The following is a 21,965-nucleotide window of genomic DNA, read 5'->3' on the forward strand; positions in this document are numbered from 1 at the left end:
CTTCGGAGTTCAGGACGGAAGCCTCAGCTTTCCATCCGCGCGATCCGGCCCTGCACCAGAGCACTGTGCAGACCCAGGCAAAGCTCACTGATCTCACGGGCTGCTTCCGCGGCACGTGCCTGCGACGAACCGTCCCGGCGGGAGGCCAGGGGGGCAACCGCCCGCTCCACCAAGCCGAATTCGCGCTCGGCTGCCGCCTGGAAAGGCCGCAGGTGCCGGGGCTCGAGGCCGTGCCCTTCCAGCTGCACGCACGCCCTGGCCACGCGGAGGGCATGCTCGTCGAACCGTCCCTCGTCGGCGGATACCAACCCGAAGCTCAGCAGCGACTCCAGCAGCTCGGCGCTGGCACCCGACTCCGCGCGCAGCTGCTCGGCGGTGAGCATCCGGCCCCGGCGCTGCAGCTTCGCCGCGACTTCCTCCGACACCATGCGCGGACCCGGCACCACGCCGGGGGGCAGGTTTTCCGGGCGCTCTCCGCGGTCGATCGTGTCGAGGTAGTCCTTGATCACCTTCAGCGGCATGTAGTGGTCCCGCTGGAGGGCGAGGACGAAGCGCAGGCGTTCCACGTCGCTCTCGGCATACTGCCGGTAGCCGGCCGCCGTGCGCCGGGGCGTGATGAGCCCCTTCTCCTCCAGGAAGCGGATTTTCGACGCCTTCATCGAGGGGAAGTCGTCGGTCAGCCGAGCCAGCACTTCACCGATATTGAGCACGGCCGAAGCAGCCGGCCGCGCCGCGGCAGTCGAAGCGTCGTGGAGGGTGCGTCGCGCGTTGTTCTGCAGGGACACAGCCTTCGCCCCTAGGAAGCCGGAGCTGTCGCGGAGCGGGCCGGGCTCAGGTAGTACGTCAGGCGGAACTTGCCGATCTGCACTTCATTGCCGGACTTCAGCAGCAGGTGGTCCACCCGGTCCTGGTTCACGTAGGTGCCGTTCAGACTGCCGGTGTCCACGACCTCGAAGCCGCCGGTTGCGCGGCGGAACTCGACATGGCGCCGGGAGACGGTGACGTCGTCGAGGAAAATGTCAGCATCCGGGTGTCGGCCCGCCGTCGTCACGTCGGCGTCGAGCAGGAAGCGCGCGCCCGCGTTCGGTCCGGAGTGCGCGATCAGCAGCGCGGAACCGGCAGGCAGGGCCTCGACCGCGGAGCGCTCTTCGGCGCCGAGCTTCGGAGCGGACGCGGGCATCTCCGGGATCGCCACCAGATGGATCGAGGTGGTTTCCGAGGCTTCCTGCCGGTGCTCAGACGCCGTATTCGGCTGTACGACGCCGTTCTCTTCCCCGGACATGGATACCCCTCCTCGATTAGCGCGGTTCAGGCGTTCGGGCCTGATGCGGAATTGCTAACTCTAGCCTACCTGCTGCTCGTATTCGGCAGCACTGAGCAGGGAGCTGACGGCGGCAGCGTCCTCGAGCCGCAGCTCGAGCAGCCAGCCCTCACCGTAGGGGTCCGAGTTGATCAGCGACGGGTCTGCGTCGAGGGCCTCGTTGCGGCTGACGACCTCGCCGCTGAGCGGGGCGTAGATGTCGCTCACGCTCTTGGTGGATTCGACTTCGCCGAGCACGTCTGCGCCGGACACCTTGGTGCCTGCTTCGGGAAGCTGGGCATAGACGACGTCGCCGAGCGCATCCTGGGCGAAATCAGTGATGCCGACGCGGACCACGCCGTCGCTGTTCGGCGCGCTGACCCACTCGTGCTCCGCGGTGTAGGAGAGTTCTGCCGGAATGTTGCTCATCGGGATGCCTTTCGGGATCTGGAACAGCGGTGATGGCCGGCGTCAGACCCTCCGGAGGATCCGGACAGGCAAATCAGCCAACGGAAGAAAGTATAGGCATACCCGCTCAGCCGCCGGCCGCCGGCACCTCGACGATCCTGTCATCCCCCGGCCGCGGTGTTCCCCGGCCGTCCGTGTTGTTCGTCAGCAGCCACAGCCTGCCGCCGCGCGCCACCCGCACATCGCGGAGCCGGCCGAAAGTGCCGGTGTACCGGGCGGTGACGCTGGCGGTCCTCCCGTCCGCCGAGGGTTGGATCACCCACAGCCGCTGGCCCCGCAGGGCGGCCATGAACACGGTGGTGCCGCTGATGGCGAGGCCGCTCGGGCTCGCCTCCGACGTCGGCCACTGCGCCACCGGGTTGATGAACCGGGACTGGCCTGTGTCGATACCTTCCACCTCCGGCCAGCCGTAGTTGCCGCCGGGCCGGATCAGGTTCAACTCGTCCCACCGGTTCTGCCCGAACTCGGAGGCCCACATCCGGCCCTGGGTGTCCCAGCCGATGCCCTGCGGATTGCGGTGGCCCAGCGAGTACACCGGGCTGCCCGGAAACGGATTGTCCCTTGGCACCGTCCCGTCCGGGTCGAGCCGGAGGATTTTGCCGTTGAGCGAGGCCAGGTCCTGGGCCGGAGACCGCAGCCCTGCCTCCCCTGTCGTCACGTACAGCTTGCCGTCGGGGCCGAAGGCGATCCTGCCGCCGTTGTGGACGCTGCCCTTCGCGATGCCGGTCAGCAGTGTTTCCGGCGGCCCCAGGGCGTAGGAGCCAGGGGATCCGCGCAGCCGCATTCTCACCAGGCGGTTGTCCGCCGCGGCGGTGTAGAACGCGTACAGCAGCGCCGGCGTGCCGCTCTCCGGCGGCCGGACGGCGATCCCAAGCAGGCCGCCCTCCCCCTCGTGCACGACGCCGTCGATCCGGCCGACGTCGCGGCTACCGCCGGCGGGGGTGAGTTCCTTGACCAGGCCGGTGTCCCGTTCGCTGACGAGCACCGCACCGTCCGGCGTGGTCGCCATGGACCACGGGGACTGCAGATTCGTGGCGACGTCCCTCGCCGGGGCGGTGGTTGCGGCCGGGGCGGTGCCTGCGTGCGCGGAGGCCGCACTCGGCGCGGGCACGGCGGGGGCGGTACAGGCGCTGGCAAGCATGACGACGGCAGCTGCCTGCGCCAAACGGCCACCGCTGCGACCCCTCCTGCGGTCCACGGCCCCAACCTAGCCCCGGCTGGCCGCTCGCGGCAACGGGTCTCCTGCCCGGGCAAAACAAAACACCCCCGCCCGAAGGCGAGGGTGTTTGCTGGTCGGGCTGACAGGATTTGAACCTGCGACCCCTTGACCCCCAGTCAAGTGCGCTACCAAGCTGCGCTACAGCCCGATGTTCAGCCGGAATTCCTCCCGGCCGAACCACCTCAACGAGTTTACAGCATAATCGGCAGGCACCGGACCATGCCGCCGGACCGGCTCGCCGGACCAGGCCGCCGAGGATTACCGCTTCCGCGAACGCTTCTCGCGCACACGCATGCTGACCTCGATCGGTGTGCCTTCGAAGCCGAAGGTCTCCCGGAGCCGGCGGGTGATGAACCGGCGGTAGCCCGGGTCCAGGAACCCGGTGGTGAACAGCACGAACTTCGGCGGCCGGCTCGAGGCCTGGGTGCCGAACAGGATGCGGGGCTGCTTGCCGCCGCGCACCGGGTGCGGGTGCGCCGCCACCAGCTCGCCGAGGAAGGCGTTGAGGCGGCCGGTGGGGATGCGCTTGTCCCAGGACTCGAGGGCCTTGTCCAGCGCGGGCACGAGGCGGTCCTTGTGCCAGCCGGTCTTGGCGGAAATGTTCACGCGCGGGGCCCAGTCCACGTGCGCCAGGTCCTGCTCGATCTCGCGCTCGAGGTAGCGGCGGCGTTCGTCGTCGAGCAGGTCCCACTTGTTGAAGGCGAGTACCAGCGCCCGGCCGGATTCGATGGCCATCTGCAGGATGCGCACGTCCTGCTCGCTCAGCACCTCGTCCACGGCGAGCAGCACGACGGCGACCTCGGCCTTTTCCAGCGCCGCCTGCGTGCGAAGCGAGGCGTAGAAGTCAGCGCCCTGCTGCATGTGGACGCGGCGGCGGATGCCGGCGGTGTCCACGAAGCGCCAGGTGCGGCCGCCGAGTTCGATGTATTCGTCGACCGGGTCGCGGGTGGTGCCGGCCAGCGGGTCAACGACGACGCGCTCGGAGCCTGCGAGCTTGTTCAGCAGCGAGGACTTGCCCACGTTCGGCCGGCCGATCAGCGCCACGCGGCGGGGGCCGCCGGTCCGCTCCACGCCGGCGACGGCGGAGTGCTCGGGCAGCACGCTCATGATCTTGTCGAGCAGGTCCGCGACGCCGCGGCCGTGCAGTGCCGAGACCGGGTACGGCTCGCCGAAGCCCAGGCCCCACAGCACGGCGGCATCGGCTTCCTGCTGGATGTCGTCCACCTTGTTGGCGACCAGGATCACGGGGATCCTGGCGCGCCGGAGCATCTTCACCACGGCCTCGTCGGTGGCGGTGGCTCCGACGGTCGCATCGACGACCAGCAGCACGGCGTCGGCCATTTCGACGGCGATCTCGGCCTGGTCCGCGACCCGGGCGTGGATGCCCTTGGCGTCGTGCTCCCAGCCGCCGGTGTCCACCAGGGTGAAGTTGCGCCCGTTCCAGTGCGCTGCGTAGGAGACGCGGTCCCGGGTCACCCCCGGCGTGTCCTCCACGACGGCTTCGCGGCGGCCGAGGATGCGGTTGACGAGGGTGGACTTGCCGACATTCGGGCGGCCGATGATGGCCAGCACCGGGTCGAGCTTTGCTTCACCTTCAGCCTCGAAGCCCTCGCCCATGCCGGCGAGCAGCGCGGCGTCGTCCTCGTCGAGGTCGTACTCGGCCAGGCCGGCGCGCAGCGACGCGGCGCGGCGCTCGGCCTCCTCGTCGTCGATGCCGGAGAGCACCTCGTCCACATTGTCGGGTTCGGCGGGCGTGTACTCGTCCTCGTGCCCGGCGCTGCCGGCGTCGTGGGTCTCGCTCATCGTTGGTTTCCTTCGTTGTGGGGTGCCGCGGCGGCGGCAGGTTCGTGGGGGCCGTCGCCGGGCAGCGCCTGCCCGGTGGTGTCGACGGCGGTGCGGACGTGGTCCGCGAGGGTGGTCCGGATCAGCTCGACGGCCCGGTCCATTGAAGCACGGCCGGATTCGGCGGCCTCCCGCTGGATCGTCAGCGGTGTGCCGAAGACCACCTGCAGCCGGCGGCGCAGCGGCGGGATGCTGTCCAGGTGCTCCCCGGTGATCCGGGTGCCGAGCACGGCGACCGGGACCACGGGGGCCCCGGACTGCAGCGCCAGCCACGCCACCCCGCCGTTCACCGAGGATGCGGCGCCGCTGCCCCGGGTTCCTTCCGGGAGGATGCCGATGCAGCGGCCGGCGTCGAGCAGGCCCTTGGCCTGCTGCAGGGCACGGCGGTCACCGGACCGGTCCACGGGCAGCTGCCCTGAGGCGCGCAGGACGGCGCCGAGGACACCCTTGAACATCTCCTGCTTCACAAGCACGTGCATGTGCCGCGGCGCAGCGCCGACCATCACCGGGCCGTCGAGGTAGCTCAGGTGGTTCGCCGCGAAGATCACCGGTCCGGTGGCGGGCACATTGGCTGCACCCGAGACACGGGTGTTGTAGAGGACGTGGTCCAGCACCCGGCCGACCGGCCGCCCCCACAGCGGTCCCAGAACCGAGGGGAGCTCAGCCATGGGTGGCCCCGCCGGCGGGTTCGGGGTCGCGCACGCCGGCGCCGACGACGGATTCGACGGCGTCCAGCACTCCCCCGACGGTCTGCTCGAAGTCGAGCTCGGACGAATCGATCGTGATGACGCCGTCGGCGGCCCGGTGGAAGTCCACCACGGTAGCGTCCTTGGCGTCGCGGGCCAGCACCTGCTCGGCGAGCTGTTCACGGGTCTGGGTCCCGCCCAGCTGGTCGCCGCGGCGGCGCATCCGGGCCTCTTCGCTGGCGGTGAGCAGCAGGCGAACCTCGGCGTCGGGGGCAACGACGGTGGTGATGTCGCGGCCCTCGACGACGATCCGGCGGTGCAGGTCGTTGATCAGCTGCTTCTGCCGGCGCACCAGCTCGGCCCGCGCCCCGAGGGTGGTGGCGATGGCGCTGACGGCGGCGGAGATCCCCGGCTCGCGGATCTGCGCGGTGACGTCGGTGCCGTCGACCGCGACGCGCTCGGAGTCAGGGCTGGTGGAAATCTCCAGCGGCAGCGTCTCGGCCGCCAATTCGACCGCGGACGCATCGGCCAGGTCGATTCCGCGGTCAAGGCAGTACCAGGTCAAGGCCCGGTACATGGCGCCGGTGTCGAGGTAGGCCAGGCCCGTCCGGCGGGCCACCTCGCGGCTCACGCTGGACTTGCCTGAGCCGGACGGTCCGTCGATGGCCAGCACGAGGCTTCTGCCCTGTCGGAAAACGATGGTCATCAGAGCAGCACCTGCCAGCCGCGGTCGGCCAGGGCCTCGATCAGACCGGCTTTCTTGCTCGGCACCACGGACAGTTCCACCATGCCGACTTCCCGGCCGGCGGAATGGTCCAGCCGCAGGTCCTCAAGGTTCACTCCGATTTCTCCGATCTCCGTCAGCAGCCTGGCGATCTGGCCAGGCTTGTCCTCGACCAAAACGGTCAGCCACGCGTAGGCCTGCGGCGGACCGCCGTGCTTGCCCGGGATGCGGGCCTGCCCGGCATTGCCTTCGCTGATCAGCTGGGCCATGTCCAGCCGGGCGCCCTTTGCGTCCGGATGCTCCAGGGTGCGGATCAGGCGGTTCAGGTCCTCGCGCACGCCGTACAGCAGCTCCACCAGCCGCGAGGCGTTCGCGCTGAGGATCTGCACCCACAACCCCGGGTCGCTGGCCGCGATCCGGGTGACGTCGCGCAGGCCGTTCCCGGCGAGCGAGAGGGCGTGCAGCGGGGTGTCCTGCAGGCGGCTGGCCAGCAGTGAGGACATCACCTGCGGCAGGTGGGACACCAGGGCCACGGCGGTGTCATGCTCCTCGGGGCTGAAGCGCGTCACGACCGCCCCCAGATCGATCGCCAGCGCCTGGGCGGCCTTGACCGCGGCCGGCCCGCTCTCCTCCGACGGGCAGATGACCCAGGGCATGGAGAGGAAGAGCTCGCCGCGGGCGGCCACCGGGCCGGAGCGTTCACGGCCCGCCATCGGATGGGTGCCGACGTAGCGGCTCAGGTCGGCGCCGGCGCCGCGCAGCTCCTCGAGCACCGCCACTTTCACGCTGGCAACGTCGACGACGACGGCGGACGGGTAATCCCGCAGGGCGCCGGCCACGACACGGGCGGCGACATCCGGCGGCGCGGCGACGACCACGAGCTCCGGCTGCAGTGCTTCGGCCTCGTCGAGCAGTCGCCCTGCGCCGATGTCCGCCGCGACCGCCTGCGCGGAGGGTGACGGATCCGAGAGGACGACATCAAGCCCGCGGGAGCGCAGGCCGAGGCCGATGCTGGCGCCGAGCAGTCCGGTGCCCAGGACCAGCACGGGCCCGGCGAGGTGGGACGGGTTCATCGGTTACATCCCGACCGAGGCGAGCAGATGGCCGATCTCCTGCCGGCCGAGCGCGCGCACGCTCCCCTGGCGCTGGTCGCCGAGGGCGATGGGGCCGACCTTCACCCGGACCAGCCGCTCCACAGGGTGGCCGACGGCGTCGAAGAGGCGGCGCACGATCCGGTTCTTGCCCGAATGCAGCACGACCTCGGCGAGCACGTGGCCCGGCGTCGAATCGACCAGCCGGAAGGAATCCACCGCGGCGATGCCGTCCTCGAGTTCGATGCCCGCCTTCATCTGGGCTCCGACACCGTACGCCATCGGGCCTCGGACCTGGACAAGATACGTCTTGGGAACCTCGTACGAGGGGTGGGTCAGGCGGTTTGCGAGTTCGCCGTCGTTGGTCAGCAGCAGCAGCCCTTCGGTTGCGACGTCCAGCCGGCCCACGTGGAAGAGCCGCTCGCCCTTGTTCTTGAGGTAATCCCGGATGCACGGGCGGCCTTCGGGGTCCTCCATGGTGGAGACCACGCCCTTGGGCTTGTTGAAGACGTAGTAGACGAGGGTCTCGTCGAGCTGGATCCGGATGCCGTCCACGTGGATCACGGCGCTCTTCGGATCCACCCGCAGGCCAAGCTCGGTGACGACCTGGCCGTCCACCTCGACGCGGCCTTCCCTGATCATGTCCTCGCAGACACGGCGGGAGGCGACGCCGGCCGAGGCCAGCACCTTCTGGAGCCGCACCCCTTCTGCGTCGTGCAGCGGCGACTGGGCGGCCGGGCGCTGGCCGCGGCGCGGCGGAGCCGCCTTCTTGACCGGCCCGAGGTTCTGGCCGAAACGTTCGCGGCCGAAGGGAGCAGGACCCTTGGCCCTGGCCGCCTTGGCGCCCTTGCCGGCACCGGACTTGCCGGCCGGTTTTCCGGTGCCCGACTTGCCGAAGCCGCCCTTGCCGGCGTTCGCTGCGGCCGGCTTGGCCGAGCCGGGCTTGCCCCCGGACGCCTTGCCGAAGCCGCCCTTGCCGGCGCCCGCCGGCTTCCTGCCTCCGTTGTTGCGTGGTGAACCCTGGCGTCCCGCCTGTGTCATTGCCCCGTCCTTCGGTTGTTGCGCATCTGTCTGCGCCTAGTAACTAGCCTCTTCAAAATCTCCGAGGTTTTCCAGCCCCGGCAGGTGCGGGGCAAGTTTCGGCAGTTCCTCGACGGTGCCGATGCCCAGCCGCTCGAGGAAATACGACGTCGTCCGGTACAGGATGGCTCCCGACTCCGGATCGTGGCCGGCCTCCTCGATCAGGGCCCGCTGCGTGAGCGTACGGACCACCGAGTCGACATTGACTCCCCGGATCGCCGAGACCCTCGCCCGCGACACCGGCTGCCGGTAGGCGATCACGGCCAGCGTCTCCATGGCCGCCTGGGTCAGCCTCGCCGTCTGGCCTTCCAGCACGAAACTGGAGACGACGGGGGCGAAGTCGGTGCGCGAATAGAACCGCCAGCCCCCGGCGACACTGCGCAGCTCAAAGCCCCGGGGCCGCACCGGGCCCCAATTAGTATACCCGTCGTACTCCCGGGCGAGCTCCAGCAGCAGTTCCTCCACCCGACCCACCGGGAGCATCAGCGTCGTGGCGAGCTGGATTGCGGTGACAGGTTCGTCCACCACCATCAGCACCGCTTCCAAGGCCGCGGCGGCCCCGCCCGGCAGCCCTTCCACTCCGGTATCCGCCGAAGGTTCCTCCGGAGGGCCCTCCGGCTCAGTCTGCGCGCTCATGCTGTGTGTCCTCCCCTGCCGGCGCCGCGGCCGGTCCGTCGTCATACTCTTCGCTGAGGCTCTCGCTGCTCCAGTCCGCGTCCGGGCCGGTCCAGTGCACGGTCAGTTCGGCCAGCGGGGCCAGTTGGTCGAAGGCGATGACGCCGTCGCGGAACATCTCCAGCAGGGCCAGGAAGCGCGCCACCACCACAAGCGTGCCGTCGGCGTCGCTGATCAGCGCCCGGAAGGAGAGCGGCCTGCCCTGCTGGAGCCGGTTGCCGATGATTTCGGCCTGTTCCTTCACGCTGACCGGCGGGGCGTGCAGATGGGCCAGCCCGACCTCCGTAGGCGCAGGTTCCCGCGGCTGCAGCGCCTTGGCGGCCAGTTCGGCAAACTGCTCCGGTGTGTGCCGCCACACGAGTTCGGGCAGCAGCGCCGCGAAATGGCCCTCGAGGCTGACCAGGCGCGGGAACCGCGTGGCTTCCTGCTCCAGCCGCCGGGCCATGATGCCCGACACCTCTTTGAACGCCCGGTACTGCAGCAGCCGGGCGAAGAGCAGGTCCCGCGCCTCCAGCAGCGCGATGTCCTCATCGTTCTCAACCTCGCCGCTCGGGAGCAGGCGCGCGGCCTTCAGGTCCAGCAAGGTGGCGGCGATGACGAGGAATTCGCTCGCCTCGTCGAGGGCCCATTCCTGGCCCAGCTGCTGCAGGCCGCGGATGTAGGAGATGAACTCCCCGCTCACCTGCGCAAGTGAAACTTCGGTGATGTCGAGTTCGTGCTTGGAGATCAGTCCCAGCAGCAAATCGAACGGGCCGGTGAAATTCTCCAGCCGCACTTCGAAGCCGGCCCGCGCCGGAGCCGCTTCCGGCGCCGCTGCCGCGTCGGAGTCCGCAGTGACCGCAGCGGGAAGGGCGTCAGGGAGCGCCACCGCGGGCGATCAGCTCTTTGGCCAGCCGGCGGTAGGCCTCGGCGCCTGCATGGTTGCCGGCGTACGTGGTGATGGGCTCCGCGGCGACGGTGGCGTCAGCGAACTTGATGGTTCGCTTGATCACGGTCTCGAAGACCTTGTCGCCGAAGGCTTCCACCAGCCGGCCGATGACCTCGCGGCTGTGCAGGGTCCGCGCGTCGTACATGGTGGCGAGCACGCCGTCGACCTGGAGGCGCGGGTTGAGCCGGTCCTGGACCTTCTCGATGGTCTCGACCAGCAGGGCAACCGCGCGGAGGGCGAAAAATTCGCAGATGAGCGGAATGATGACGCCGTGCGCCGCGGTCAGGGCATTCACGGTGAGCAGGCCAAGCGAGGGCTGGCAGTCAATGAGGATGACGTCGTAGTCGTCCTCGACCTTCCGCAGCGCCCGGTCCAGGACCTGTTCGCGGGCGACCTCGTTGACCAGCTGGACCTCGGCGGCGGAGAGGTCGATGTTGGCGGGCAGGATGTCGATGTTTTCGATCTCGGTGGAACGGATGGCGTCGCGCACGTCCACCCGGCGGTCCATCAGCACGTTGTAGACGGTCACGTCCAGCTCGTGCGGGTTCGTGCCCAGTCCCGCGGAGAGCGCGCCCTGCGGGTCGAAGTCCACCAGCAGCACCCGGCGGCCCGCTTCGGCGAGCGCGGCGCCAAGGTTGATGGTCGACGTCGTCTTTCCGACGCCGCCCTTCTGGTTGACCATGGCGATGACGCGGGCAGGACCGTGCGACGCCAGCGGTGCAGGTTCCGGAAATTCGGTCACGGGACGGCCCGTGGGGCCCAGGACGGCGTCGTCCACATCCAGGGACGTACCTTCCAGAGTTGCTGAACTCTGATCGCTAGTCACGTATCTATCCACACTTTCGGTCCGCCGACGTTCTTGTTTCCAAGGCTACAGTGGCCAACTCGTGATTTGCCGGACCTTGACAAATCCTCGAACTGAGCCTTGAGCTTCTAGTTGAAGTGGAAGGTTGGGCTTGTTCCGGAAGACGGCGGAGGCCGCGGCGAACCGTACTGGTCCACCGCGGCCTCCGTCCCGGATCCTGTCCCGGGGCGTGTCCCGGGGCGTGTCCGGAGAAGGTCAGACCCGGGCCGCCACCGGCGCCTCCACGCGGGCTTCCGCCGCCTCGGACAGCTCCGCATGCGTGGTCATCGTCGCTTCGTCGAACGGGGCGTGCCCGTCAAGCACCCGGTCCACCTGGGCGCGGTCGATCTCCTTGACCCAGGTGCCGACCAGGACCGTGGCGACGGCGTTGCCGGTGAAGTTGGTCAGGGCGCGCGCCTCGGACATGAAACGGTCGATGCCGACGATGAACGCCACGCCGCCGACCAGGTCCGGCCGGTGCGCCTGCAGGCCGCCGGCCAAGGTGGCCAGCCCGGCGCCGCTGACCCCGGCAGCGCCCTTGGAGGCGATGACCATGAACACCAACAGGGAGATCTGCTCGCCGAAGTCCAGCGGCTTGCCCATGGCGCTGGCCACGAACAGGGCGGCCATCGTCAGGTAGATGGCGGTGCCGTCCAGGTTGAAGGAGTAGCCGGTGGGCACGGTGACGCCGACGACGGGCTTGGACACACCGAGGTGCTCCATCTTCGCGATCAGGCGGGGCAGCGCTGCTTCGGAGGACGAGGTGGAGAAGATGAGCAGGTATTCGCGGGCCAGGTACTTCATCAGCTTGAAGATGTTCACGCCGGTCACGGCCTTCAGCAGGCCTCCGAGGATCACCACGATGAAAATGATGCAGGCGATGTAGAACGCAGCCATCAGCGTGAACATGCTCACGATCGCTTTGAAGCCGGTGGCGCCGACGACGGCGGCGATGGCACCGAAGGCGCCGATCGGGGCGAGCCACATGACCATGATCAGGATGCGGAAGACCAGCGCCTGGATGTGGCCGATGCCGCGCAGGATCGGCACGCCCGCCTTGCCCATCTTCTGCAGCGCGAAGCCGGCGACCAGGGCCACCAGCAGGGTCTGCAGGATGTTGCCGGAGGTCAGCGAGGACACCAGCGTGGTGGGGATGATGCCGAGCAGGAACTCCTGGGTGCTGGCCGATTCGGCGGGCGCGGCGTAGGTGGCGTTCTTGAGGTTCAGGCCTTCACCGGGGTGGACGATGTTGCCGACCACGAGGCCGATGGCGAGCGCGAAGGTGGACATCACGATGAAGTAGCCCAGCGCCAGGCCGCCCACGCGGCCAACGGTCGCCGCCTTCGCGATGGAGCCGATGCCGAGGACGATGGTGCAGAAGATCACCGGGGCGATCATCATTTTGATCAGGGCCACGAACCCGTCACCGAGCGGCTTGAGCCCCTTGGCGAAATCCGGGGCCAGCAGGCCCACGAGGGCGCCGGCCACGACGGCGACGATCACGGCTATGTACAGCAGATGGGTGGTGTCCCGTTTCCGGCGGGGTGCGACGGCGGTCTCCGTTGGCGTCGATGCCACGGCGTTCTCCTTTGACTAGGCTTGGGTGCGGGGATGCCGGCGTCAGCGCCTGCTCCTCTGCCCACTACACTTCCCCCCAATGTGACTGTGGTCACCCTTGCGTTCATATTGTTCACAGTCCCCCGTCCGCTCTCCGCGGGCCCGACCGCCGAAAGGCTGCGCATGCCAGGACGTCACTGGAGCCTCGCCCGCCGGCTGTTCGTCGGCCAGCTGCTCTTCCTGTTCGTGATGACCGGACTGGTGGCGACGGCGGTCTACCTGGATGTGCGGGACAAGACCTACCATCAGGCCCAGGACAGAATGCTCGCCGTCGCGACATCCATCGCGGACAATCCGCTGGTGCTCACGGCGGCGACCGGGCCGGACCCAAGCAGCAGGCTGCAGCCCTATGCGCGGAAGGTCATGCAGGACGCCGGGATCGACTTCATCACGATCATGGCACCGGACCGCACCCGTTGGACGCACCCGAATCCGGACGAGATCGGCAAGCCCTACATCGGCTCGGTCGACCAGGCGCTGCAGGGCCGGCCGTTCACCGAAATCTACGCGGGCACCCTTGGCCCGTCCGTGCGCGCAATCGTCCCCGTCGCGGACGGCACCGGCAAGGTGCGGGCAATGGTGGCCGCCGGGGTCACCGTCACCAACGTGTCGGTAGCCCTGAACGCCCGGCTGCCGGCCATCTTCGGCGTCGCACTGGCCCTGCTGGCCGGCGGCTCCCTGGTGTCCTGGCTGCTGGGCCGGTACCTGCGACGGGTCACGCTGGGCTGGGGTCCGGAGCAGCTCGGCCAGCTGTTCGCGTTCTACGATTCGGTGCTGCATTCGGTGCGCGAGGGGCTGCTGCTGGTGGACCGCAAGGGCGAGGTGGTCCTCTACAACGACCAGGCCGCGGCGCTGCTGGCCATCCCGCCGCGGACCACCGGTACCCCCAGTCTGAAGGACCTGCAGCTGCCGGCGTCCCTGGCAGACCTGCTCGCGAGCGGCCGTTCAGCCCGGGACGAAATCCATCTGACGGACTCCCGCGTGCTCGTCGTGAACCAGGAACCCGCCCGTCCGCCCGGGGAACCGCAAGGCCGGCGCGCGCAGCCGTTGGGCACGGTGACCACCCTGCGCGACCACACCGAACTGGAGGCGCTCAGCGGCGAACTGCAGTCCATGCGCACGCTTTCGGACGCGCTGCGCTCGCAGACCCACGAGCACTCCAACAGGATGCATACCATCGTGTCGCTGCTCGAACTGGGCCGCAGCGCCGAGGCCCTCGATTTCGCCGCCGAGGACCTGCACCACAGCCAGCAGCTTGCCGACGAGGTGGTCGGCTCGGTCCACGAACCGGTGCTCGCCGCCCTGCTGATGGGCAAGGCGGCGCAGGCCAACGAGCGCGGGATCGCCCTGGCCATCAGCACTGAGGGCGAGCTGGAGGGCCCGCAGCTGGACCCGCATGACCTGGTGACCATTGTGGGCAACCTCGTGGACAACGCCCTCGACGCCGCAGCGGGCGCGGACGCACCGCGGCAGGTCGACGTCACCCTCCGCGTCAGCGCCAGCCACGCTGTCATCGAGGTCGCGGACAGCGGGCCCGGCATCGACGAGGAGGAGGCCCGGCGCGTGATCGAGCGCGGCTATTCCACCAAGGAGCCGGGCGAATTCGGCCGCGGCATCGGCCTGGCCCTGGTGCGCCAGGCCGTGGACAGGCTCGGCGGTACGCTGCAGATCGGAAAGCGCAAGGGCGCCGTGTTCACCGTGACGGTACCGTTGGGGCCGGAGACCAAGGAAAGCGGGAGGCAGTGAATCCACAGGCACAGACGCCGGGGATCCGTGTCCTCGTCGTCGAGGACGAGGAGATCGCTGCGGCCGCCCATTCCGAATATGTGCGCCGCGTCGACGGCTTCGACCTGGCAGGGGTGGCGCGCACCGGGCAGGACGCGCTGCGACAGCTCGGGGATGCGTCCGCGGCCGGCTCGCCCGTGGACCTGGTGCTGCTGGACATGAACCTGCCGGACCTGCATGGCCTGGACGTCAGCCGCAGGATCCGTTCCGCCGGGCTTGGCACCGACATCATTGCCATCACGGCCGTGCGCGAACTGCAGGTGGTGCGCAGCGCCATTTCCACCGGGATCGTGCAGTACCTGATCAAGCCGTTCACGTTCGCCACGTTCGCGGAGAAGCTGGGGAACTATCTGGAGTTCCGGCGGGCGCTGGAGAGCCAGCCGAACGTGACCTCGCAGAGCGATGTGGATCTGGCCCTCGCGCAGCTGCGCACCCCTGGTGAGCCGGTGCTGCCGAAGGGGCTGGCCGAGGACACCCTGCAGTCCGTGATCGAGCTGCTGAAGGCACGCGGAGGCCCGGTCTCAGCCAGTGAAGTGGTCCTGGACCTGGGGATGTCGCGTGTGACCGCCCGGCGGTACCTGGAGTACCTCGCCGACGCGGGCCGGGCACGCAGGGCCCCGCGCTACGGCACGCCCGGCAGGCCGGAGAACGAATACAGCTGGCTGCGCTAAGGCGGCCGCCCCGCTAAGGGGTACCCTGCTTCGTTCCCGCCACCGGGCCGCGGCGGCACTGGCCGGGCATGCCGCGCCGGCCCCCGTGGTGCGCGCCTCCCGGGCACGGTCCGTGATGCATGGCTGCGGGGTGGCCCCGGTGGTGCTTGCCCGGGTGATGGCCGGGGTGATGACGGGGGTGCATGCCCGCATAGGCGGCCGGGTGGCGGTGAAGCACGAGCTGGTCGATTTCCAGCCGGCCGATCCGCAGTTTCCCGAACACTGCCCTGCCAATGACAAGCCTGCCGATGGCGACGGCCCCCATCGCCAACGCCCCTACCGCCATGGCACCGAGCGCTCCGGCGGCAAAGGCCATGGCCGCCTGCTTCGGCGGCAGCTCCGGCGCGGGCCAGCGGCGCCGCGCCGGCGTCCCCTCATCCGGGCCGGCTCCAGGCCGCGGTGCAGGTGGTTCCGGCGCCGGGCTCGGGGTTGTCGGACCTGAATCCGCAGTGTTTTCGTCCATCCACTCAGCGTCCCCGCAACGTCGTGGTCCGGCGTAGGGCCGGAGGTCACCAGGTATCCCGGCAGGAAGACCTAGCCCCGCTGTCCGGCCTGGCGCAGCACCGGCACCAGCTCGTCCACCACGGAGGCGTCCTCGATCGTCGACGGCACCACGTACTCCTCGCCGTCGGCGATCTGGCGCATCGTCTTGCGCAGGATCTTCCCGGACCGCGTCTTGGGCAGCGCCTCCACCACGGTGGCCTGCTTGAAGTCGGCCACGGGCCCGATCCGGCGCCGCACCAGGGCGACGAGTTCCTTCACCAGTTCGTTCTCCTGCACCTGGGCGCCGGCCTTGAGCACGACGAACCCGGCCGCGCGCTGCCCCTTCAGGGCGTCGGCCAGGCCGATGACGGCGCACTCGGCGACGGCGGGATGCTGGGCCAGCACCTGCTCGATGGCCCCGGTGGAAAGCCGGTGGCCGGCGACATTGATGATGTCGTCGGTCCGGCCCATGACGAAGATGTAGCCATCCTCGTCCCGGTAGCCGGAGTCCCCTGTGGCGTAGTAGCCGTCAAAGGCGCTGAGGTAGGAACTGATGTAGCGGGCGTCGTTGTTCCAGAGGGTCTGAAGGGTTCCCGGCGGCAGTGGCAGCTTGAGCACGATGTTGCCCTCGGTGCCCGCCGGCACCGGCTCGCCCAGCCCGTCGAGGATCTGCAGGTCATACCCGGGGACCGGGAAGGTGGGCGAGCCTGCCTTGGGCGGCAGCGGCTCCAGGCCGCGCGGGTTGGCGCAGATCGGCCAGCCCGTTTCGGTCTGCCACCAGTTGTCCACGACAGGTACGCCAAGGATCCGGCCGGCCCATTCGTAGGTGTCCACATCCAGCCGCTCGCCGGCCGAGAAGAGGGTGCGCAGGGAGGAGATGTCGTACTTGGCCAGCTCCGCTGCTTCGGGGTCGGTCTTCCGGATGGCCCGCAGCGCGGTAGGGGCCGTGAACAGGGCTTTTACCCTGTGGTCCTGGATGACCCGCCAGAATGCTCCGGCGTCGGGCGTACCCACCGGCTTGCCCTCGTAGAGCACGGTGGTGGCCCCGGCCAGCAGGGGCGCGTACACGATGTAGGAGTGCCCGACGACCCAGCCGACGTCCGAGGCCGTCCACATCACCTCGCCGGGACCGACGTCGTAAATGTTCTTCATGGACCACGTCAGCGCGACGGCGTAGCCGCCGTTGTCCCGCACGACGCCCTTGGGCGAGCCGGTGGTCCCGGAGGTGTAAAGGATGTAGAGCGGGTCCGTCGCGGCGACCGGCACCGGTGCTGCAGGTTCCGCGCCGGCCATCTGCTCGTCCCAGTCCAGCCACTGGCCGCCGTAGTCAGCGGCGGCGGCTGCGAAACCGTCCCTTGACTTGACGATCACGCTGGTCACTTCGTGGTCGCTGAGCCCCAGCGCCTCGGCCACCGCCGGCAGGTATTCGACCCGGCGGGAAGGTTCGATCCCGCCGGACGCCGCCACGACGACGGCCGGGGTCGCGTCCTCGATCCTGGCGGCCAGCTCCGCGGGCGCGAACCCACCGAACACCACCGAATGCACGGCGCCCAGCCGGGCGGTGGCGAGCATGGCAATGACCGCCTCGGGAATCATCGGCATATAGATCACGACCCGGTCCCCCTTGCCCACGCCCTGCGAGCGCAGGACACCGGCAAAACGGGCCACTTCGTCAAGCAGCCGGGAATAGGTGTAGGTCTTCCGGACGCCCAGCATGGCCGAGTCGTACTCCAGTGCTGCCTGCTCCCCCCTGCCGGCCTCCACGTGCCGGTCCAGCGCGTTGAAGCAGGTGTTCAGTTCACCGTCCGGGAACCAGCGGAAGAGCGGGGCGTCCCCGTCGTCGAGGGCACTGCCGGGCGGCTTCGTCCAGTGCACTGCGCGCGCTGCTTCCAGCCAGAACCCCTCCGGGTCCTGCAGGCTCTGTTCGTAAGCGGATCGGTACTGCCCTGCGGCCATGTCGGCTCTCCGTTCACCTCGTCGTGATGCCACTGATCGTACCGACCGGGGGCACGCGCAGGCAAGGGCTTTGTATACAGAAACCTCCACATTCCACCTCCCGACCGCCGGTGATTGCATTTGTATCGGGGTTTTGTATACATTGGTGCTGCCGGCTCTCACCTCGGATCCGACCGCAGTGCCGGCAGCCGCACATTTCACTGCACCAAGGGAGGGCCGATGCGAGCCAGCGACCGCGCCTACGCCGCCCTTCGGGACGAAATCATCGAGTGGAAGTTGCCTCCCGGAACAGTTCTGGCCGAGGTTGAGCAATCCGAACGCCTCGGCGTCTCCCGGACCCCGCTGCGCGAGGCACTCGCCCGTCTGGGCGCGGACGGCCTGACGGCGGCCCACGCCGGGCGCGGCGTCGTCGTCACCGACATCTCCTTGGACCATCTGGCCGAGCTGTTCGAGCTGCGCGAAGCCCTTGAAGGCAAGGCCGCGGCCCTCGCGGCGGAGCGGGGCGAGAGCGCCGTCTTCGCTGCACTGCGGGCCGAGTTCGAGGACGCCTCCCGGCTGCTCACCGACACGGATCCGGGCCGCCACGCCTACTACGACCTGGTGTCCCGTCTGGATGCGGCCGTCGACGACGCCGCCGCCAACGCCTACCTGGTCCAGGCGCTGAAGAACCTGAGAGTGCATCTGGTCCGCGTCCGCAGGCTCTCCCTCGATGACCCGGCCCGGCTGCTCGCCGCGGCTACCGAACACGCGACCATCGCCGCCGCCATTGCCGAACGCAACCCGGCGCTGGCCGTGGCCGCCACCACTGTCCATCTGCATCAAAGCCTGCGCCACCTGCAGGCCACCCAGCGAGAGGAAAAAGCCCTGTGAAGCTGAACCACGTCCGTGTCTACAAGAGCGAGGAAAACCTGCCCCGCGAGGAGCAGCTTGCGTACAAGATCGCCCGCGTCGCCGCAGACGCCGTCCCGGTCACCGAGGAAGTCACCGCGATGGTGATCAACCGCATCATCGACAACGCCTCGGTTGCGGTCGCCTCGCTCAACCGCGCTCCGATCGTCGCCGCCCGGGCCCAGGCGCTCAGCCACCCGGTCTCCACCGGCGGCCGCGGGGCAACGGTCTTCGGCGTCGAGGACAAGACCTCCCCGGAGTGGGCCGCCTGGGCCAACGGCGTGGCCGTGCGCGAGCTGGATTACCACGACACCTTCCTGGCCGCCGAGTACTCCCACCCGGGTGACAACATCCCGCCGATCCTCGCGGTCGCCCAGCATGCCGGCGCCACCGGGGCGGACCTCGTGCGCGGCATCGCCACCGGCTACGAGATCCAGGTGGACCTGGCCAAGGCCATCTGCCTGCACAAGCACAAGATCGACCACGTGGCCCACCTCGGCCCGTCGGCCGCCGCCGGCATCGGCACGCTCCTCGGGCTGGACGTGGAAACGATCTTCCAGGCCGTGGGCCAGGCCCTGCACACCACCACCGCGACCCGGCAGTCCCGCAAGGGCGAGATCTCCACCTGGAAGGCGCACGCCCCGGCGTTCGCCGGCAAGATGGCCGTCGAGGCCGTGGACCGGGCGATGCGCGGCCAGACCTCCCCCACGCCGATCTACGAGGGCGAAGACGGCGTGATCGCCTGGCTGCTGGACGGCCCGGAGGCCTCCTACGAGGTTCCGCTGCCTGAGGACGGCGAGGCCAAGCGCGCGATCCTGGACACCTACACCAAGGAGCACTCGGCCGAATACCAGGCCCAGGCGTGGATCGACCTGGCCCGCAAGCTGCACGGGGAGCACCCCGAACTGGCCGACCCGGCCAATGTGGAGAAGATCGTCATCCACACCTCGCACCACACCCACTACGTCATCGGCTCCGGCGCCAACGACCCGCAGAAATACGACCCGACGGCGTCGCGGGAAACCCTGGACCACTCGATTCCGTACATCTTCACCGTCGCACTGCAGGACGGCGCCTGGCACCACGTGGACTCGTACGCGCCTGAGCGGGCCGGCCGTCCCGACACCGTGGCGCTCTGGCACAAGGTCACCACCGCCGAGGATCCGGAATGGACCCGCCGGTACCACTCGCTCGACCCCGCGGAGAAGGCGTTCGGCGGCCGGGTGGAGATCACCCTCGCCGACGGCTCCACGGTCGTCGATGAGATCGCCGTGGCCGACGCCCACCCGCTGGGTGCCCGGCCGTTCGCGCGGGAGCAGTACATCGCCAAGTTCCGCACCCTCGCCGAAGGGCTCGTGGAGGAAGCCGAGATCCAGCGCTTCCTCGACACTGTCCAGCGCCTCCCTGAGCTCGCCGCCGGCGAACTCGACGGGCTGAACATCCAGGCCAAGGCCGGCGTCATCGACCTCGCCGGCGCACCGAAGGGACTCTTCTAATGCTTTATGCCAAGACCACCGCCGCGCAGAAGCGCGTCAACTTCCGCCAGGGCCTCGCCTCCGGCAAGCTGCTCCAGTTCCCGGGAGCATTCAACCCGCTCTCGGCGCGGCTGATCCAGGACAAGGGCTTCGAGGGCGTGTACATCTCCGGCGCCGTGCTCTCCGCGGACCTGGGCCTGCCGGACATCGGCCTCACCACGCTGACCGAGGTCGCCACCCGCGCCGGGCAGATTGCCCGGATGACCGACCTGCCCGCCATCGTCGACGCCGACACCGGCTTCGGCGAGCCGATGAACGTGGCCCGGACCATTCAGGAGCTCGAGGACGCCGGCCTGGCCGGCTGCCACATCGAGGACCAGGTCAACCCGAAGCGCTGCGGGCACCTGGACGGCAAGGCCGTCGTCGACCTGGATACCGCCACGAAGCGGCTGAAGGCCGCCGCCGATGCCCGCCGGGACGAGAACTTCCTGCTGATGGCCCGGACGGACATCCGCGCCGTCGAAGGCCTGGACGCCGCGACCGACCGTGCGAAGGCGCTTGTCGACGCCGGCGCCGACGCCATCTTCCCGGAAGCCATGCGCGACCTCTCCGAGTTCGAGGCGATCCGCAACGCCGTCGACGTGCCGATCCTGGCGAACATGACCGAGTTCGGCAAGAGCGAGCTCTTCACCACCGACCAGCTCGCAGGCGTCGGCGTGAACATGGTCATCTATCCCGTGACGCTCTTGCGCATTGCCATGGGCGCCGTGGAATCTGGTCTTGAGACCATCCGCTCCGCCGGCACCCAGCAGGCTGCGGTGGAAACGATGCAGACCCGTGCCCGGCTGTACGAGCTCCTCGACTACGAGTCGTACAACCGGTTCGACACCGGTGTGTTCAATTTTCAGGTACCCGGCAAGCACTGACTCAAGGAGGAGCATCATGACCGAAACCGCCCAGCAGCAGATCCACAAGGGTCTTGCCGGAGTCGTCGTTGACACGACGCGCATTTCCAAGGTGAACCCCGAGACCAACTCGCTGCTCTACCGCGGCTACCCCGTCCAGGAGCTCGCCGCGCAGCGCAGCTTCGAGGAGGTGGCCTACCTGCTCTGGTACGGCGAGCTTCCTACTCCGGAGCAGCTGGCGGAGCTGACGGCCGCCGAGCGCGCCGGCCGAGCACTGGACCCGGTGGTCCGGAAGGTGGTCGACGAGCTGCCGACGACGGCGCATCCGATGGATGTGTGCCGCACGGCCGCCTCCGTGGTGGGCGCCCGTGACAGCCAGACCGAGGATTCCTCGCGCGAGGCGAACCTGGCCAAGGCCCTGCGGCTCTGGGCCGCGATGCCCGCCGTCGTCGCCTACGACCAGCGCCGCCGGCGCGGGCAGGACGCCGTCGAACCGCGCGAGGACCTGGACTACTCCGCGAATTTCCTGTGGATGGCCTTCGGGGAGGAGGCCGCGGCCGACGTGGTGGAGGCGTTCAAGGTCTCGATGATCCTCTACGCCGAGCACTCGTTCAACGCCTCCACCTTCACCGCCCGGGTGATCACCTCCACGCTGGCGGACCTGCACTCGGCCGTCACCGGCGCGATCGGAGCGCTCAAGGGCCCGCTGCACGGCGGGGCCAACGAGGCCGTGATGCACACCTTCGAGGAAATCCTGGCCGCCTCCGGCGGGGAGGACCTGTCCGTCCGCGCCAAGTCCTGGCTGGATGATGCGCTGGCGAACAAGCGCAAGATCATGGGCTTCGGCCACCGGGTCTACAAGCACGGCGACTCCCGGGTTCCGACCATGAAGGCGTCGCTGGACAAGATGATCGAGCACTACGGGCGGCAGGACCTGGCCGAGCTGTACGCGTCGCTGGAGTCGGCCATGGGTGAGGCGAAGAACATCAAACCGAACCTGGACTACCCGGCCGGCCCGACGTACCACCTGATGGGCTTCGACACCCCGACGTTCACGCCGCTGTTCGTGGCCAGCCGCATCACCGGGTGGACCGCGCACATCATGGAGCAGCTCGAAGCGAATTCGCTGATCCGTCCGCTGAGCGCCTACGACGGCCCGGACGAGCGCCACCTGTCCTGACCCGGCACCCCCGCGACGGCGGGCCCCTCCCCCGCGGCCATGCGCCGCGGGGGCCAGAGCCGCGGTGGGGCGGCAAGATGGTCACCCGGATCATCGCCGATCGCAACGA

At 69.3% G+C, this 21,965-nt stretch carries 21 protein-coding genes and 1 tRNA gene; 6 read left to right on the forward strand and 16 right to left on the reverse strand.

Annotated features, from left to right (window positions below; genetic code table 11):
• Positions 1-23: 23 nt before the first annotated feature.
• From KIH31_RS06160 to KIH31_RS06225, 14 genes are all read right to left on the reverse strand, one after another.
• Complete coding sequence (locus tag KIH31_RS06160; RefSeq protein ID WP_374224852.1) at positions 24-659, reverse strand: MerR family transcriptional regulator; 636 nt, start codon at positions 657-659, stop codon at positions 24-26.
• A 137-nt stretch (positions 660-796) separates the two neighbouring features.
• Positions 797-1,282 carry an FHA domain-containing protein gene (locus tag KIH31_RS06165; protein WP_214426182.1) on the reverse strand — a complete coding sequence of 162 codons (486 nt, stop codon included), beginning with the start codon at positions 1,280-1,282 and terminating at the stop codon, positions 797-799.
• 60 nt (positions 1,283-1,342) lie between these two features.
• The gene (gcvH, locus tag KIH31_RS06170) at positions 1,343-1,729 is read right to left on the reverse strand and encodes a glycine cleavage system protein GcvH (protein ID WP_214426183.1); all 387 of its coding nucleotides are present in this window, start codon (positions 1,727-1,729) and stop codon (positions 1,343-1,345) included.
• A gap of 106 nt (positions 1,730-1,835) precedes the next feature.
• Positions 1,836-2,933 carry a sorbosone dehydrogenase family protein gene (locus KIH31_RS06175; protein WP_250545503.1) on the reverse strand — a complete coding sequence of 366 codons (1,098 nt, stop codon included), beginning with the start codon at positions 2,931-2,933 and terminating at the stop codon, positions 1,836-1,838.
• Between the two features lie 125 nt (positions 2,934-3,058).
• A tRNA-Pro gene (locus KIH31_RS06180) sits at positions 3,059-3,135 on the reverse strand.
• A 110-nt stretch (positions 3,136-3,245) separates the two neighbouring features.
• Entirely contained in the window at positions 3,246-4,790 is a 1,545-nt protein-coding gene (gene der, locus KIH31_RS06185) for a ribosome biogenesis GTPase Der (RefSeq protein WP_214426184.1), read from the reverse strand.
• A complete protein-coding gene (locus KIH31_RS06190; protein ID WP_214426185.1) occupies positions 4,787-5,497 on the reverse strand; it encodes a 1-acyl-sn-glycerol-3-phosphate acyltransferase in 711 nt (236 codons plus the stop codon). The genes der and KIH31_RS06190 overlap by 4 nt, the downstream gene beginning before the upstream one ends.
• On the reverse strand, positions 5,490-6,221 hold the full coding sequence (gene cmk, locus KIH31_RS06195) for a (d)CMP kinase (protein WP_214426186.1): 732 nt from the start codon (positions 6,219-6,221) through the stop codon (positions 5,490-5,492). Before cmk ends, KIH31_RS06190 begins: the two co-directional genes overlap by 8 nt.
• Positions 6,221-7,312 (reverse strand): prephenate dehydrogenase, encoded by a 1,092-nt coding sequence (locus KIH31_RS06200; RefSeq protein ID WP_214426187.1) that lies wholly within the window; start codon positions 7,310-7,312, stop codon positions 6,221-6,223. Before KIH31_RS06200 ends, cmk begins: the two co-directional genes overlap by 1 nt.
• A 3-nt stretch (positions 7,313-7,315) precedes the next feature.
• Entirely contained in the window at positions 7,316-8,371 is a 1,056-nt protein-coding gene (locus tag KIH31_RS06205; protein ID WP_214426188.1) for a pseudouridine synthase, read from the reverse strand.
• 36 nt (positions 8,372-8,407) lie between these two features.
• Entirely contained in the window at positions 8,408-9,046 is a 639-nt protein-coding gene (scpB, locus tag KIH31_RS06210) for an SMC-Scp complex subunit ScpB (RefSeq protein ID WP_214426189.1), read from the reverse strand.
• A complete protein-coding gene (locus KIH31_RS06215; RefSeq protein ID WP_214426190.1) occupies positions 9,030-9,953 on the reverse strand; it encodes a ScpA family protein in 924 nt (307 codons plus the stop codon). The genes scpB and KIH31_RS06215 overlap by 17 nt, the downstream gene beginning before the upstream one ends.
• A complete protein-coding gene (locus KIH31_RS06220) occupies positions 9,940-10,839 on the reverse strand; it encodes a ParA family protein (RefSeq protein ID WP_214426191.1) in 900 nt (299 codons plus the stop codon). The genes KIH31_RS06215 and KIH31_RS06220 overlap by 14 nt, the downstream gene beginning before the upstream one ends.
• Positions 10,840-11,073: 234 nt before the next feature.
• Positions 11,074-12,435 (reverse strand): cation:dicarboxylate symporter family transporter, encoded by a 1,362-nt coding sequence (locus tag KIH31_RS06225; RefSeq protein WP_214426192.1) that lies wholly within the window; start codon positions 12,433-12,435, stop codon positions 11,074-11,076.
• A 162-nt stretch (positions 12,436-12,597) separates the two neighbouring features.
• Between KIH31_RS06225 and KIH31_RS06230 the strand changes: the two genes are divergently transcribed.
• On the forward strand, positions 12,598-14,220 hold the full coding sequence (locus KIH31_RS06230; RefSeq protein ID WP_214426193.1) for a sensor histidine kinase: 1,623 nt from the start codon (positions 12,598-12,600) through the stop codon (positions 14,218-14,220).
• On the forward strand, positions 14,217-14,930 hold the full coding sequence (locus KIH31_RS06235; RefSeq protein ID WP_307857559.1) for a response regulator: 714 nt from the start codon (positions 14,217-14,219) through the stop codon (positions 14,928-14,930). The genes KIH31_RS06230 and KIH31_RS06235 overlap by 4 nt, the downstream gene beginning before the upstream one ends.
• A gap of 13 nt (positions 14,931-14,943) precedes the next feature.
• Here KIH31_RS06235 and KIH31_RS06240 read toward each other — a convergent pair whose 3' ends face one another.
• Together KIH31_RS06240 and KIH31_RS06245 are read right to left on the reverse strand one after the other, a co-directional pair.
• A complete protein-coding gene (locus KIH31_RS06240) occupies positions 14,944-15,285 on the reverse strand; it encodes a hypothetical protein (protein WP_214426194.1) in 342 nt (113 codons plus the stop codon).
• 218 nt (positions 15,286-15,503) lie between these two features.
• A complete protein-coding gene (locus tag KIH31_RS06245; protein ID WP_374224851.1) occupies positions 15,504-17,441 on the reverse strand; it encodes a propionyl-CoA synthetase in 1,938 nt (645 codons plus the stop codon).
• Between the two features lie 186 nt (positions 17,442-17,627).
• On the opposite strand from KIH31_RS06245, the gene KIH31_RS06250 reads away from it, so the two are divergent.
• The 4 genes from KIH31_RS06250 to KIH31_RS06265 are packed head-to-tail and all read left to right on the forward strand — an operon-like array spanning position 17,628 to position 21,856.
• Complete coding sequence (locus KIH31_RS06250) at positions 17,628-18,278, forward strand: GntR family transcriptional regulator (RefSeq protein WP_214426196.1); 651 nt, start codon at positions 17,628-17,630, stop codon at positions 18,276-18,278.
• Positions 18,275-19,792, forward strand: a complete 1,518-nt coding sequence (locus tag KIH31_RS06255) for an MmgE/PrpD family protein (protein ID WP_214426197.1) — start codon at positions 18,275-18,277, stop codon at positions 19,790-19,792. The genes KIH31_RS06250 and KIH31_RS06255 overlap by 4 nt, the downstream gene beginning before the upstream one ends.
• Positions 19,792-20,697: a methylisocitrate lyase gene (prpB, locus tag KIH31_RS06260; RefSeq protein WP_214426198.1), complete on the forward strand. Its 906-nt coding sequence runs from the start codon at positions 19,792-19,794 to the stop codon at positions 20,695-20,697. Before KIH31_RS06255 ends, prpB begins: the two co-directional genes overlap by 1 nt.
• 16 nt (positions 20,698-20,713) lie before the next feature.
• Positions 20,714-21,856 carry a bifunctional 2-methylcitrate synthase/citrate synthase gene (locus tag KIH31_RS06265; protein WP_214426199.1) on the forward strand — a complete coding sequence of 381 codons (1,143 nt, stop codon included), beginning with the start codon at positions 20,714-20,716 and terminating at the stop codon, positions 21,854-21,856.
• Positions 21,857-21,965: the final 109 nt, after the last annotated feature.

The organism is Paenarthrobacter sp. DKR-5, assembly GCF_018531425.1.
GTDB lineage: Bacteria > Actinomycetota > Actinomycetes > Actinomycetales > Micrococcaceae > DKR-5.